This window comes from Staphylococcus aureus (assembly GCF_001027105.1).
Lineage (GTDB): Bacteria > Bacillota > Bacilli > Staphylococcales > Staphylococcaceae > Staphylococcus > Staphylococcus aureus.
Window position 1 is genome coordinate 2562688 of sequence record NZ_CP011526.1, and the last position, 14832, is coordinate 2577519.

Annotated in this window: 13 protein-coding genes; 3 read left to right on the forward strand and 10 right to left on the reverse strand. The window is 33.8% G+C overall.

From position 1 onward, the window contains the following. Window positions 1-23 precede the first annotated feature (23 nt). The 3 genes from AA076_RS16025 to AA076_RS13090 form a co-directional block, all read right to left on the reverse strand. Window positions 24-158 (reverse strand): hypothetical protein, encoded by a 135-nt coding sequence (locus AA076_RS16025; RefSeq protein WP_001789912.1) that lies wholly within the window; start codon window positions 156-158, stop codon window positions 24-26. A gap of 93 nt (window positions 159-251) precedes the next feature. Continuing rightward, window positions 252-509, reverse strand: coding sequence for a hypothetical protein (locus tag AA076_RS13085; protein WP_000402605.1), 258 nt, complete (start codon window positions 507-509; stop codon window positions 252-254). A 578-nt stretch (window positions 510-1087) separates the two neighbouring features. Continuing rightward, window positions 1088-2365: a hydroxymethylglutaryl-CoA reductase, degradative gene (locus AA076_RS13090; RefSeq protein WP_001180323.1), complete on the reverse strand. Its 1278-nt coding sequence runs from the start codon at window positions 2363-2365 to the stop codon at window positions 1088-1090. A 253-nt stretch (window positions 2366-2618) separates the two neighbouring features. On the opposite strand from AA076_RS13090, the gene AA076_RS13095 reads away from it, so the two are divergent. After that, window positions 2619-3785 (forward strand): hydroxymethylglutaryl-CoA synthase, encoded by a 1167-nt coding sequence (locus tag AA076_RS13095; protein WP_000151982.1) that lies wholly within the window; start codon window positions 2619-2621, stop codon window positions 3783-3785. Between the two features lie 169 nt (window positions 3786-3954). Here the strand turns inward: AA076_RS13095 and AA076_RS13100 are convergent, their stop codons facing one another. Then, window positions 3955-4476, reverse strand: a complete 522-nt coding sequence (locus AA076_RS13100; RefSeq protein WP_000455987.1) for a methylated-DNA--[protein]-cysteine S-methyltransferase — start codon at window positions 4474-4476, stop codon at window positions 3955-3957. 408 nt (window positions 4477-4884) lie between these two features. Here AA076_RS13100 and clpL point away from each other — a divergent pair, with 408 nt between their 5' ends. After that, window positions 4885-6990: an ATP-dependent Clp protease ATP-binding subunit ClpL gene (clpL, locus tag AA076_RS13105; RefSeq protein WP_001058981.1), complete on the forward strand. Its 2106-nt coding sequence runs from the start codon at window positions 4885-4887 to the stop codon at window positions 6988-6990. 68 nt (window positions 6991-7058) lie between these two features. On the opposite strand, the gene AA076_RS15735 is transcribed toward clpL, so the two are convergent. From AA076_RS15735 to farE, 4 genes are all read right to left on the reverse strand, one after another. Continuing rightward, window positions 7059-7229, reverse strand: coding sequence for a FeoB-associated Cys-rich membrane protein (locus tag AA076_RS15735; protein ID WP_000111118.1), 171 nt, complete (start codon window positions 7227-7229; stop codon window positions 7059-7061). Window positions 7230-7241: 12 nt separating this feature from the next. Further along, the gene (gene feoB / locus AA076_RS13115; protein ID WP_000432907.1) at window positions 7242-9236 is read right to left on the reverse strand and encodes a ferrous iron transport protein B; all 1995 of its coding nucleotides are present in this window, start codon (window positions 9234-9236) and stop codon (window positions 7242-7244) included. Between the two features lie 11 nt (window positions 9237-9247). Then, on the reverse strand, window positions 9248-9475 hold the full coding sequence (locus AA076_RS13120) for a FeoA family protein (RefSeq protein ID WP_000932073.1): 228 nt from the start codon (window positions 9473-9475) through the stop codon (window positions 9248-9250). Between the two features lie 215 nt (window positions 9476-9690). Further along, entirely contained in the window at window positions 9691-12180 is a 2490-nt protein-coding gene (gene farE / locus AA076_RS13125) for a fatty acid efflux MMPL transporter FarE (protein ID WP_001051429.1), read from the reverse strand. A gap of 144 nt (window positions 12181-12324) precedes the next feature. On the opposite strand from farE, the gene farR reads away from it, so the two are divergent. Beyond that, window positions 12325-12873 (forward strand): fatty acid efflux pump transcriptional regulator FarR, encoded by a 549-nt coding sequence (farR, locus tag AA076_RS13130; RefSeq protein ID WP_000665238.1) that lies wholly within the window; start codon window positions 12325-12327, stop codon window positions 12871-12873. Between the two features lie 76 nt (window positions 12874-12949). Here the strand turns inward: farR and AA076_RS15740 are convergent, their stop codons facing one another. Together AA076_RS15740 and pruA are read right to left on the reverse strand one after the other, a co-directional pair. Continuing rightward, window positions 12950-13117, reverse strand: coding sequence for a hypothetical protein (locus tag AA076_RS15740; protein WP_001791768.1), 168 nt, complete (start codon window positions 13115-13117; stop codon window positions 12950-12952). A gap of 111 nt (window positions 13118-13228) precedes the next feature. Continuing rightward, window positions 13229-14773: an L-glutamate gamma-semialdehyde dehydrogenase gene (gene pruA / locus AA076_RS13140; RefSeq protein ID WP_000259692.1), complete on the reverse strand. Its 1545-nt coding sequence runs from the start codon at window positions 14771-14773 to the stop codon at window positions 13229-13231. Window positions 14774-14832: the final 59 nt, after the last annotated feature.

A 14832-nucleotide genomic window follows, 5' to 3' on the forward strand; every position in this document is an offset into this window, starting at 1 on the left:
ATTTTAACTTTGAGACAGAACTGCTAGTCAGGTTTATGAATATATTTCTTTAGTTTACTTGATATACTTATTGGTAAATCATTATTTATTTGAAGAGCATTTATAACAAAAAGTATAATCCCAGTTATAGCGATTCCATGACCATTTTTATCAGTCAAAGATTCATCAACAAAAACTTTTTGATAAATTTATATATTTGTATAATTTATTATGGTAGATATCTACACCCGTATCTATAACAGCTACAGTTATCATTGCGTCTTATCCAAATAGTTTTTAAGAAATAAATATAATTCATTAATATCATGGCTATTTGTAACGTCAGTGCTTAAGACCTTGTCAATTATTGTTTTATCTGTTTCTAAGAGCCCCTGATTTTCTGCATACATATTTTGTATATCGCTGTTAATCTCATTTAATTTTTTAAATTTTTTTCTAACCTTTTTCAAAATAAAATGCTCTTTAATTCCATCTCTTAAATACATATAAATCTCTATTATAATCTCCATAAATGTCATATCTCCTCTCTCAAAAAACATTATACTCAATATATTAAAAATAAGAAAGGTTTTTTCAGAATTTTTAGTATTTTCAGATATTTATTCTTAAGTATCTTATTATTACTTCTTTTTAACGCTAGTGGAATAATTAATAATAATTGTATTTAAATGCAATGCTGTTGTTCTTTCATACTTACAAGCAAGTCATAAGAAATGAGAAATTAAATTCTTATATGATGAATAAATGATGACTGCAGAAGAAATTGCTAAAAAAGGAGTGGAGTGAGGCATTCTACTGTTCATATTGTTAACAAATATCAAAATGATAGGAACTTGAAGAATCTAAGACTGTTAAAATCGAGACAAGAAGAAACTCGTTCCAAATTTGAATCCTATAATGAATTCGTCTCATGAAGAAGTTATTTACTTTTCATTAGACTGATTTACTAATCAAAAAACTTCTATCACGAACGCTTCAATTTCCTGTATGCGTGTGATAGAAGTTTTTATTTTTGTTCATATTAATTTATCTAAGCGCTACGATGGACTGACTTAAACTTTTCTTTAAAATCGCTATTCGCCATTTACTATTGTTGTCTAATTTCTTGTAAAATATGTTCCGCTGCTTGTGTATTTGCACGGGGTTCTTTTTTCAAAGCTTCAGCTACTTTAGCAATTTCATCACCTTTTGCCCCTACAACGATAGCTAATGATTTATATTGTAAACTCATATGACCTTGTTGAATACCTTCTGACACAAGCGCGCGACATGCTGCAAAGTTTTGCGCTAAACCAACGGCAGCAACTACATGACCTAATTCTTGTGCTGACTCTACATTTAGTAGCTCTAATGAAGCTTTAGCAATTGGTAATACTTTTGTACCACCGCCAACGATTGCCAATGTCATAGGCACTTCAATTGTACCAATCAATCGTTGACGATCTTGATCGTAACGCCATGTAGCAATACCACGATACTGTCCGTCACGACTCGCGTATGCATGCGCACTTGCTTCTGCACCACGCGTATCATTTCCTGTTGCTAAAACAACAGCATGTATGCCATTCATAACACCTTTATTATGTGTTGCTGCACGATGAATATCTACTTGGGCCAATACAGAAGCACGTTCCATTCGTTTGGCAACCTCTTCTCCAGTTCTCTCGCCCCTTGCTAAATCTTTAACATCAATTTCGCCTTGAACTTTAACAACGGACGCTGTTGCATGATTGGATAAAATACTCATTAAAATGTCGCTTTGCGGAAATTCATTTTTTAAAAATGCAGTTATGGCCTCTAAAATCGTATTAAGCATATTAGCGCCCATAGCATCTTTCGTATCAACAAATACTTTTAAAGATAGTAACTGTTGCTCAGGAAATGTATCAATCGCTATACGTTGGTAACCACCACCACGCGCTTTAATAGAAGGATATGCCTCATCCGCAATTTTATGAATTTGCTTTTCTAAAGCTTTAATGTCTGCTGATAATTTTTCAGTATCGTCAACGCCATCAAAGACGATTTGACCTATCATAATACGTTCAGAAGATACCGTTTTAAATCCGCCAGTCTGATTCACTAGCTTTGCACCATAACTAGCTGCAGCGACAACTGAAGGCTCTTCCACCATCATAGGTACAACATATGCCTTATCGTCCACAATGATATTCGGTAATAATCCAACGGGTAATGCACCTTGCGCGATGACATTTTCAATTAAACTATTGGCTACTTCTTCATCGATTAATGGATGATTCAGTAAAATGTCGAATTGTTCTTCTGATAACCATTGCTTATCAACCAATTGTTGTAACTTTTCTTTACGAGATAAATGTCGAAAATTCTTATCTAAATTTTGCATGGACGTACTCCTTTTACTTCACATAATTTTTAACATTTCAATCACTACTATTTTTACCACAAAATAACGTCATTCGTCTTAAAATTCAATTGAATAATTGTCGTTTTGACTTTAAAATAAAACAAGGTAAATTAAAACGCTTACAAGAAACGACAAATCATTTTTAAATTTAGTATATTTCTTTGTATAAAATTAGCATATTCTGATATGATACAAGTGTTGCTTTTATAAATTTGAAAGGATGTAAAACCTTATGACAATAGGTATCGATAAAATAAACTTTTACGTTCCAAAGTACTATGTAGACATGGCTAAATTAGCAGAAGCACGCCAAGTAGACCCAAACAAATTTTTAATTGGAATTGGTCAAACTGAAATGGCTGTTAGTCCTGTAAACCAAGACATCGTTTCAATGGGCGCTAACGCTGCTAAGGACATTATAACAGACGAAGACAAAAAGAAAATTGGTATGGTAATTGTGGCAACTGAATCAGCAGTTGATGCTGCTAAAGCAGCCGCTGTTCAAATTCACAACTTATTAGGTATTCAACCTTTTGCACGCTGCTTTGAAATGAAAGAAGCTTGTTATGCTGCAACACCAGCAATTCAATTAGCTAAAGATTATTTAGCAACTAGACCGAATGAAAAAGTATTAGTTATTGCTACAGATACAGCACGTTATGGATTGAATTCAGGCGGCGAGCCAACACAAGGTGCTGGCGCAGTTGCGATGGTTATTGCACATAATCCAAGCATTTTGGCATTAAATGAAGATGCTGTTGCTTACACTGAAGACGTTTATGATTTCTGGCGTCCAACTGGACATAAATATCCATTAGTTGATGGTGCATTATCTAAAGATGCTTATATCCGCTCATTCCAACAAAGCTGGAATGAATACGCAAAACGTCAAGGTAAGTCGCTAGCTGACTTCGCATCTCTATGCTTCCATGTTCCATTTACAAAAATGGGTAAAAAGGCATTAGAGTCAATCATTGATAACGCTGATGAAACAACTCAAGAGCGTTTACGTTCAGGATATGAAGATGCTGTAGATTATAACCGTTATGTCGGTAATATTTATACTGGATCATTATATTTAAGCCTAATATCATTACTTGAAAATCGAGATTTACAAGCTGGTGAAACAATCGGTTTATTCAGTTATGGCTCAGGTTCAGTTGGTGAATTTTATAGTGCGACATTAGTTGAAGGCTACAAAGATCATTTAGATCAAGCTGCACATAAAGCATTATTAAATAACCGTACTGAAGTATCTGTTGATGCATATGAAACATTCTTCAAACGTTTTGATGACGTTGAATTTGACGAAGAACAAGATGCTGTTCATGAAGATCGTCATATTTTCTACTTATCAAATATTGAAAATAACGTTCGTGAATATCACAGACCAGAGTAGTCGGTGTATTTAAAACACATATAATAAAACCTAAAAGCAGCAGTAAGACCACTTCTAATTGAAATCGTCTTACTGCTGTTCTCTATTTATAACACTTCGTATTGAATGAATTCATTATGCCTATTTGACACATTATTGAAGTTTTCCTAATGCCTGGATCCTTTATACGTTACGGCTTCGTGCTATGTTTTGGTACATAAAGCTTTGACATATCGATATTCTCCAACTCTAACAGCTTAATTTTATTATTAATCGTTCCACCGAACCCTGTTAAGCTACCCGTTTTACCGACAACACGATGACATGGCACGATAATAGATAATGGATTACTTCCGACTGCACCTCCAACCGCTTGGGCTGACATTTTTGGCTTGTTAAGCAGCTTGCCTACTTTTTTGGCAATAGCACCATACGTTGTTAGAGTCCCATAAGGAACCTGTCTTAATTCATTCCAAACACACTGTTGAAAATGACTACCTGTTGGCTTTAAAGGTATTGTGATTTCAGGATTGTCACCTTTAAAATACGCGTCTAACCACTGTGTCGCCTCTCTAAATATCGCTAAAGACGTATTTTCTTCCCTAGTACCATCACCTTGTTGATTTTCAAACAAAACAGCGGTCAGACTTACCCCATCACTCAAAAGTTCCAATCGTCCTACAGGCGAATCATAGTAACTCTTATACTCCATAAAAATTCCCCCTTTTTCTAATCATACGCCTTAATTGTTAAATTAGAAAATATTCATGTTCACATTTTTTAAAAATAAATAAGTCGTCAATTACGTATATAAACACGTAATACCAGCTATCACTTTGCTGCAATATACAGTTACATATCTTACTACACGTGCTAACCTCTTACTTTGTAAACCAAATCTTAAATTAAAATATTGAAAATGCAATGAATCCTTAATATTTTATTAAACCTATAATTACTTATTAAAAATAACACACAATATTCATAAAGTTTTAAAAATATTCTGTTTTATCACCTACTATTAGTGGAAAAGTACAATTGCAATTGTATATAGTTTGCATAACGCTTCAAAAGTAATTTCTTTTTTGTTTAGTTCAAAAAAATTTAGAGGTGATGTTATATGAATAACGGTTTTTTCAATAGCGACTTTGATTCAATTTTTCGAAGAATGATGAAAGATATGCAAGGTTCAAATCAAGTCGGAAACAAAAAGTACTATATTAATGGTAAAGAAGTTTCACCTGAAGAACTAGCGCAACTCACACAACAAGGTGGCAATCACTCTGCTGAACAAAGTGCGCAAGCTTTTCAACAAGCAGCACAAAGACAACAAGGGCAACAAGGTGGCAACGGCAATTATTTAGAACAAATTGGTCGTAACCTTACGCAAGAAGCACGTGACGGTTTATTAGATCCAGTCATTGGTCGTGATAAAGAAATTCAAGAAACTGCTGAAGTTTTAAGTAGACGAACTAAAAACAATCCTATATTAGTTGGAGAAGCTGGTGTTGGTAAAACTGCGATTGTTGAAGGTTTAGCACAGGCAATCGTTGAAGGAAATGTACCAGCAGCAATCAAAGACAAAGAAATTATTTCTGTAGACATTTCATCATTAGAAGCTGGAACGCAATATCGTGGTGCTTTTGAAGAAAATATTCAAAAATTAATCGAAGGTGTTAAATCTTCACAAAATGCCGTACTATTCTTTGATGAAATCCATCAAATTATCGGTTCAGGTGCCACAGGAAGTGATTCAGGTAGCAAAGGGTTATCTGATATTTTGAAACCTGCATTAAGTCGTGGTGAGATTTCTATTATTGGTGCAACAACACAAGATGAATATCGAAACAATATTCTTAAAGATGCTGCATTAACGCGCAGATTTAATGAAGTGCTTGTTAATGAACCAAGCGCTAAAGATACTGTTGAAATTTTAAAAGGTATTCGCGAAAAATTCGAAGAACACCATCAAGTAAAATTACCAGATGACGTATTAAAAGCATGTGTTGACTTATCAATTCAATATATTCCACAACGATTATTACCAGATAAAGCAATCGATGTGTTAGATATTACAGCAGCACATTTATCTGCGCAAAGTCCAGCTGTCGATAAAGTTGAAACTGAAAAACGAATTTCTGAATTAGAAAATGATAAACGTAAAGCAGTAAGTGCTGAAGAATATAAAAAAGCTGACGACATTCAAAATGAAATCAAATCATTACAAGATAAATTAGAAAATAGTAATGGTGAACATACTGCTGTTGCTACAGTTCATGATATTTCAGATACTATTCAACGATTAACTGGTATTCCAGTTTCTCAAATGGATGATAACGATATTGAACGTTTAAAAAATATTTCTAATCGTTTAAGAAGTAAAATCATAGGTCAAGATCAAGCTGTAGAAATGGTTTCACGTGCAATTCGCCGTAATCGTGCTGGGTTTGATGACGGCAACCGTCCAATTGGCAGTTTCCTATTTGTTGGCCCTACTGGTGTTGGTAAAACAGAGCTTGCTAAACAATTAGCAATTGATTTATTTGGTAATAAAGATGCACTGATTCGACTTGATATGAGTGAATATAGTGACACAACAGCTGTTTCAAAAATGATTGGTACAACTGCTGGTTATGTTGGTTATGATGACAATTCAAATACGTTAACTGAAAAAGTACGCCGTAATCCATACTCAGTCATTCTATTTGATGAAATCGAAAAAGCAAATCCACAAATTTTAACATTGTTATTACAAGTAATGGATGATGGTAATTTGACTGATGGTCAAGGTAATGTCATCAACTTTAAAAATACAATTATTATTTGTACATCAAATGCTGGCTTTGGCAATGGCAATGACGCTGAAGAAAAAGATATTATGCACGAAATGAAAAAATTCTTCCGCCCTGAATTCCTTAACCGCTTCAACGGCATCGTTGAATTCTTACATTTAGATAAAGATGCATTGCAAGATATCGTCAACTTATTATTAGACGATGTACAAGTTACATTAGACAAAAAAGGTATTACGATGGACGTTTCTCAAGATGCGAAAGATTGGTTAATTGAAGAAGGCTATGATGAAGAATTAGGTGCACGTCCATTAAGACGTATTGTTGAACAGCAAGTACGTGACAAAATTACAGATTACTATTTAGATCATACAGACGTTAAACATGTGGATATAGATGTTGAGGATAACGAATTAGTCGTAAAAGGTAAATAACGACACTTTAACATATCGCGCATCAAAAATGAGCATCAGGTCGCCCTTGCCTGTGCTCATTTTTTTAATTATTTCCCTGGAAAATGATTCGCTGTGTGCTGTTCTGTTCCACAACAATCACGATTAATGTCACATGTACCACATTTTCCTTGTTTTGAACGCTTGAAAAATTTTACTAGTGTATATAAGGCATATCCGAAAATTGCTAAAAAAATTAAAATGTTAATAATGACTGACACTTTAACCACTCCTTAAACAAATAAATGTCCGACTTGATAAAAAATGAATGTTAAGACATATGCAGTGACTAGAGGATAGGCAACTGCAAGTGCCGTCCATTTCCATGAATAAGTCTCTTTACGGATTGCTGCTACTGTAGAAACACAAGGAATATACAATAGTATAAATATCATAAATGCATACGCAGATAGCGGTGTGAATTGATTTTGAATCACATTAACAAGGCCTGCATCACCTGATGAATAGATAATCGCCATCGAACTTACGATAACTTCTTTTGCTAAAAATCCTGGCACTAACGTAGCACCTGCTTGCCATGTTCCAAATCCGAGCGGTTGCACTAACATACCAAAGAAACTACCAACCATATGTAAAAAACTTTGATTGATATTCACATTGATACCATGTGGTCCTACATAACTTAATAGCCAAATGACTACTGAGCCGCCAAAAATAAATGTACCTGCTTTACGAACAAAGCCCTTAGCCTTTTCCCAAGTACTACGCCACAACGTTTTAATGGAAGGCACACGGTATGTTGGCAATTCCACAATAAAGATTGCATTATCATTTTTTAAAATCGTCTTAGTAAGTACTGTACTGACTAAAAATGCCATAATAATACCTAAAACATACAGGCTTAATACTACTAAAGATTGATTCTCTTTGAAAAAGATACCTACGAACAACGCATACACTGGCAGTCTAGCAGAGCATGACATGAATGGTGCAATTAATATCGTTGTTAAACGCTCTTTTTCATTTTCAATACTGCGCGCAGCCATAATACTCGGTACATTACAACCAAATCCGATAATCATTGGTATAAAAGACTTCCCGCTTAAACCGAACGATTCCATAATACGATCCATTAAAACCGCAATACGTGCCATATAACCCGAATCTTCTAATAAAGATATAAAGAAAAAGAGCACAACAATTTGTGGTACAAAGACTAATACTGATCCTACACCAGCAATAATGCCATCTGTAATTAAATCTTGTAAAAATGGTATAACACCAAGATAATTCATAATCGTCTTCACACTATCTGTAAATGTACCACCTATAAATGCATCGAGTTGATCCGACAAAGGTGTGCCAATCCATGTAAATGTAGTTTGAAAGATCAACCACATAATTGCTAGAAAGATAGGCATCCCTATATATTTATGTGTTAATATCTTGTCTATTCTAGAGCTGAAATATTGCTTATCTTCATCTGGATACGTTACCACGTCTTGCAATAACGTCTCAATATAATGATTGCGTATACGCTCCATCTCTCGACGAACAGATACAGCCCCTACTTGTTCAGCAACTTGATCACGTAAACTCGACAATTTATTTACAACCTCTGAATTAAGTTCGTTTGCAATTTGCATGTTATTTAATAAGAATTGAATCGCAATAAACCTAGCTTGATACTTATCATGAGATGTCTCTGTCATTATTATTTGACACATATTTTTAATTGTCTCTTCAATCTTCTCACCATAATTGATTTTAAAATGCGGTTGATACCCTTCCCCTAGATGCTTTATTTCGCCAAGTAAATATTTTGTTCCTTTGCCTGTACGTGCCACAACTGGAAAAATAGGTGTTTTTAACTTTTTCATCAATTTATGATAATCGATTTTTATCCCGCGCTTTGTAGCTACATCAATCATATTTAATCCGATGTATATTGGTTGATTAAGTTCTAACAATTGTACTGTTAATTGCATATTTCTTTTTAGTTGACTCGCATCAACAATGTTAATGATTCCTGAAAATGAATCGTTTAATAAATAGTCTGTCACTACAGTTTCATCTTTAGAAATCGGCGATAAATCATATGTACCTGGTAAATCAATTAATTGTCCTACATTTTCTTTAAGTTTCCCTACTTTTTTCTCTACCGTTACGCCACTCCAGTTGCCTATATATTCATACGAACCAGTTAAAGCGTTAAACAAAGATGTTTTACCAACATTAGGATTTCCTAAAATACAATAATTTTCCATTCGTCCGGCTCCTATTCTTCTAATGCAATAGAACAAGCATCGCAATGTCTAATACTTAACTGTTGTCCGTTTACTTCAATAATACATGGCCCTTTAAATAAACATTTTTGTTTAATCGTTATGATAGCGTCATCTGTTAACCCAAAGGCACTTAGACGATACAACATATTCTCATTAGCAATATCCATTCGCTTTATTTTATAAGCCTTATTCATTTCACCATTTTTAATGTTTAACATACTATTTCGCTCTCCTATTAGAAATAATAATCATTATCACTTAAAAATCATAACCCTTAAAATTGTAGCTCGCAATACTTTATTTAAATAATTTTCATTTTTCATGTAAAATTTGTGACATTGCAAAAATGTTTTGTATAATCACTTCCATGCAAAAAACCTCCGCTTCAAATGTCATTGATAGACATTTAAAGCGGAGGCATGTACATGTTATTTTATGATTTATTTCGTAGATTTTTTTCTAACAATTGATTGAGCTTTTCAATATTTTTATTCAACTGTTCTATATTCGTTGCTTGTTGTTTTGAATTTAGTTGATGCTTGTTTTGATAATCTATTAAAGCATCATATAAGAACAATGAACTTGCTGATTGCTGTTTCACTTCTTGGTACAATGCCATCGTTTTATCATCTAGTACTATTGAATGTGCATCATCTTGCCCATGTGCATCTTGATGTTTCGATACATTTGTTGCACCTTGTGGATATACTTTAAAGGTTGTGTCGTATGTTTCCTTACTATCTTTAGCTTCAGATTCCTGTGATTCAACCGTTTTATATTTTTCAAGTGCATGTCCTTCAATATCAACTCGTGGAATAATGCGATTCAACCATGCTGGTAAATACCACGAACCTTTTCCAAACAATTTCGTTAATGCAGGAATTAACATCATTCTGACTACGAAGGCATCAAAGAGTACACCAAACGCTAATGCCATACCCATTGATTTAATCATGACATCTTCTTGGAATACAAACGCAAAGAAGACACTAAACATAATTAATGCAGCTGCTACAATAACAGGACCGCTTTCTTTCAATCCTACTTTGATAGAATAATCATTATCCCCTGTTTTACTATATTCTTCATGAATTCGCGACATAAGGAAGACTTCATAATCCATCGCTAATCCAAATAAGATACCTATAGTAATAACCGGTAAAAATGCTAGCATTGGTCCTGTCGTTTCAATACCAAACAGACCTTTCATAAAACCATCTTGCATTACTAATGTTGTAAATCCTAATGTTGCCATTAATGACAAGACGAATCCTAAAACTGCTTTTAATGGTATTAGAATTGAACGGAAGACAATCATTAATAAGAAAAATGCTAATACAACAATGACTGAGGCAAATAAAGGTATCGCCTCATTTAACTTTTTAGACATATCAATATTAATGACACTTTGTCCCGAAATCTCCGTTTTGAACCCATATTTATCTTGTGCATCTTTATGATAATCTCGTAAATCATGCACTAAATCATTTGTACTCTCTGCATTAGGCCCTTGCTTAGGTATCACGACCATCAAAGCGTAATCATTATCTTTACTCATTTGTGGTGGCGTAACGATATCTACATTTTTCTTATCTTTAATATCTTTATATACAGACTGTAAATCTTGTTGTAATCCTTGTGGATCATCCTTTTTATCTTTCACATTTATCAACATCGGTATTTGGCCATTAAATCCTTCACCAAATTTATCCGAGATAATATCGTAAGCTTTTTTCTGTGTAGAATCTGCTGGTTTAACACCGTCATCTGGAATACCAAGTCGCATATGACTAACTGGTATTGCAGCTGCTACTAATATGATTAAACCTAGTAATACTGCCGCAAGTGCATTTCCTGTAATAAATTTAGACCATGGCGTATCAATATCTTTTTTGAATTTAGACTGTAATTTATTCACTTTAATGCGTTTATGGAAAATGCTTATTAATGCAGGTAATAAAGTTAAAGCGCTAAGTACTGCAAAAACAACACTAATTGCCGAAGCAAATCCCATTACCGCTAAGAAGTCAATGCCTACTAATGATAAACCACATACTGCAATTACAACTGTTACACCAGCAAAAACAACTGCACTACCTGCTGTTCCTATTGCAAGACCAATGCCTTTAATGTAATCTGTTTCAGTTTTCATAACTTGTCGATATCTGAATAAAATAAATAATGCATAATCGATACCAACTGCTAGTCCAATCATTACGGCTAATGTCAGTGTGACATTTGGTATATCGAATGCATAAGTTAACAAACTGATAATACCTACACCAGAGGCTAGACCAATCAATGCACTTATAATTGGTAATCCTGCAGCAATGACTGAACCGAATGTGATTAACAGTACAACAAATGCAACAATAATACCAACTAGTTCAGAATTACCGCCTACTTCTGTAGATGTCATTCCTGTACCAGTTAACTCTGTTTGTACATTATGATTGTCACGTAAGTCTTTCAAATGACTTTTAACATTATCTCTAGAGCCATCTTTTAAAGATGTTTGACTAACGTCATATGTGATATCTGCAAATGCAGTTGTTTTATCTTTACTAATTTGCTTATTTTCATAAGGATCTGATATTTTATCAATGTGCTTGTCATCTTTTTTAATATCATCTAACGTTTTCTTAATATCTTTAGTAATGTTCGGTTGCACAATACCATCATCTTTAGTCGTCTTAAAGACAACACGTATTTGTGCCTTTTCACTATCTTGATTAAAATGTTTTTCAATCTTTTTATTCGTATCTAACGACTCTAATCCTGTCATTTTAATATCATTGTCAAATTTCGGTGCATTTGTAGCAAGTGGTATCAATATTGCAGCTACAATCACTATCCATGCAATGACCGCGGACCATTTATGTTTTGCGATGAATGTCCCCATCTTATATAAAAATTTTGCCAAAGTATATTGCCTCCTTTTAAAATCAACGTTATAGTTTAAATATACAGTGTAGATTATTGTTCGATTATAGTATCTATCCCCGACCTCTTAAAGAATCAATTGGAAAATTTTGTATATTAAACTACACACAAAGGAGAAATGTAGATGAAAGAGACTGATTTACGAGTTATAAAGACAAAAAAAGCATTGTCGAGTAGCTTGCTACAATTGTTAGAACAGCAATTATTCCAAACGATTACTGTCAATCAAATTTGCGACAACGCACTCGTACACCGTACAACATTTTATAAACATTTTTATGATAAATATGATCTTCTAGAGTACTTGTTCAATCAATTGACTAAAGACTACTTTGCTAGAGATATCAGTGACCGTCTTAATCATCCATTCCAAACGATGAGTGATACGATTAATAATAAAGAGGATTTGAGAGAAATCGCAGAATTCCAAGAAGAAGACGCTGAATTTAATAAAGTATTAAAAAATGTCTGCATTAAAATTATGCATAACGATATCAAAAATAATAGAGACCGTATCGATATTGACAGCGACATCCCAGATAATCTCATATTTTATATTTATGACTCGTTGATTGAAGGTTTTATACATTGGATAAAAGATGAAAAAATTGATTGGCCTGGCGAAGATATTGATAACATTTTCCATAGATTAATCAATATTAAGATTAAATAGTAGATGAGAAACTCATGAGCGTTACCAACATTCATAATAAAAACGATAGTGTACACGTTAATGAATTCGTGTACTACTATCGTTTTTTATTTTTATCGTGCTTATCGCTATTAAAACAACTGATACACAACACATAAACTATGAAGAAAAAAATAAATCCGCTATCTAAATGACTTTGACTCAGTTGTTTAAATGACCAAATTGCTAATACAATTCCCATTATTATTGAAATAACGTATCTCACATTCTTATACCTATAATCCTTTTCTAAAAATATGGTTGCTATTACTTAATTTTTAAAGTTATAAATAAAAAGAGCCAACCGCAATGGATGGCCCTTGTTCATTATGAAGCATTAGAACATTTCTGAAACAACCTTTTGTTCTAAGAAGTGTAATAAGTAGTCTGGACTACCTGTTTTAGCGTCCGTACCTGACATTTTGAAACCACCAAATGGATGGTATCCAACAACTGCTGAAGTACAGCCTCTGTTAAGGTATAAATTGCCTACATCAAATTCGTTTACCGCTTTAATCCAATGCTCGCGATTATTTGTAATCACTGCACCAGTTAAACCGTAATCTGTATCATTTGCAACCTCAATTGCTTCATCAAAATCGTTAACTTTCACAAAGCCAACAACTGGACCAAAAATTTCTTCTTGCATGATTCTATCTTTAGATTTAAGTCCTGAAATGATTGTTGGTTCTACAAAGTAACCTTTTGAATCATCAGTGCCGCCACCTTGTTCTAATTTACCTTCTTCTTTACCAATCTCAATATAATTTTTAATCTTATCAAATTGTTTTTTATTAATAACTGGGCCCATATACGTATTGTCTACAGTATTGCCCAACGTTAATTCTTTTGTTAATTTGATTGATTTCTCTAATACTTCGTCATAAACGTCTTTATGCACAATTGCACGTGAACATGCTGAACATTTTTGACCAGAAAAACCAAATGCTGACGTTACAATAGCTTCTGCTGCCATATCTGTATCAATATTTTCATCAACTACAATGGCATCTTTACCACCCATTTCAGCGATAACACGTTTCAAGAAGTTTTGACCTTCTTGAACAACGGCACTACGTTCATAAATTCTAGTACCTGTCGCACGTGATCCTGTAAATGTAACGAAATGCGTATCTTTATGATCAACTAAGTAATCACCAATTTCTTTCGGATCACCAGGAACAAAGTTAACTACGCCTTTTGGTAATCCTGCTTCTTCTAAAATTTCCATTAATTTATAAGCGATATAAGGTGTATCCTCAGCAGGTTTCAATAACACTGTATTACCTGCCACAACTGGTGCTAAAGTTGTACCAGCCATAATCGCAAACGGGAAGTTCCACGGCGGAATTGTAACACCTGTACCAATTGATTTATAGAAATATTTATTGTGTTCACCTTCACGATCAAGTACTGGCTTACCTTGAGCCAAGTCCATCATTGAACGTGCATAGTATTCAATAAAATCAATACCTTCAGCTGCATCACCAACTGCTTCATCCCATGGCTTACCTGCTTCATAAACCATAATTGCTGCAATTTCCGCTTTTCGACGACGAATAATTGCCGAAACACGTAACATAAGCTCTGCACGATCATTTGCTGACCATGTTTTCCAAGATTTATAAGCTTCGTTTGCTGCTTTAAACGCATCTTCAACATCTTGTTTTGTTGCCTTTGATGCATTTGCAATCACTTGTGATGTGTCTGCAGGATTGATTGATTTAATTTTGTCATCTTTGAAAATCTTCTCTCCATTAATCACTAATGGTATGTCTTGACCTAATTCTTTTTCCACGTCTTTCAATGCTTTCTTAAACATATCCACATTTTCTTGGACTGAAAAATCGTAACCAGGTTCATTTTTAAATTCTACTACCATGTACACTTACCCCCTATAAATTTTGAAAGTGGTTTAACCCTTTGATTTAATGATATAAC

Coding starts and splice junctions, on each gene's coding strand:
- AA076_RS13085 (WP_000402605.1), bottom strand. CDS start 509: ATGGAGATTATAATAGAGATTTATATGTATTTAAGAGATGGAATTAAA.
- AA076_RS13090 (WP_001180323.1), bottom strand. CDS start 2,365: ATGCAAAATTTAGATAAGAATTTTCGACATTTATCTCGTAAAGAAAAG.
- AA076_RS13095 (WP_000151982.1), top strand. CDS start 2,619: ATGACAATAGGTATCGATAAAATAAACTTTTACGTTCCAAAGTACTAT.
- AA076_RS13100 (WP_000455987.1), bottom strand. CDS start 4,476: ATGGAGTATAAGAGTTACTATGATTCGCCTGTAGGACGATTGGAACTT.
- clpL (WP_001058981.1), top strand. CDS start 4,885: ATGAATAACGGTTTTTTCAATAGCGACTTTGATTCAATTTTTCGAAGA.
- feoB (WP_000432907.1), bottom strand. CDS start 9,236: ATGGAAAATTATTGTATTTTAGGAAATCCTAATGTTGGTAAAACATCT.
- AA076_RS13120 (WP_000932073.1), bottom strand. CDS start 9,475: ATGTTAAACATTAAAAATGGTGAAATGAATAAGGCTTATAAAATAAAG.
- farR (WP_000665238.1), top strand. CDS start 12,325: ATGAAAGAGACTGATTTACGAGTTATAAAGACAAAAAAAGCATTGTCG.
- pruA (WP_000259692.1), bottom strand. CDS start 14,773: ATGGTAGTAGAATTTAAAAATGAACCTGGTTACGATTTTTCAGTCCAA.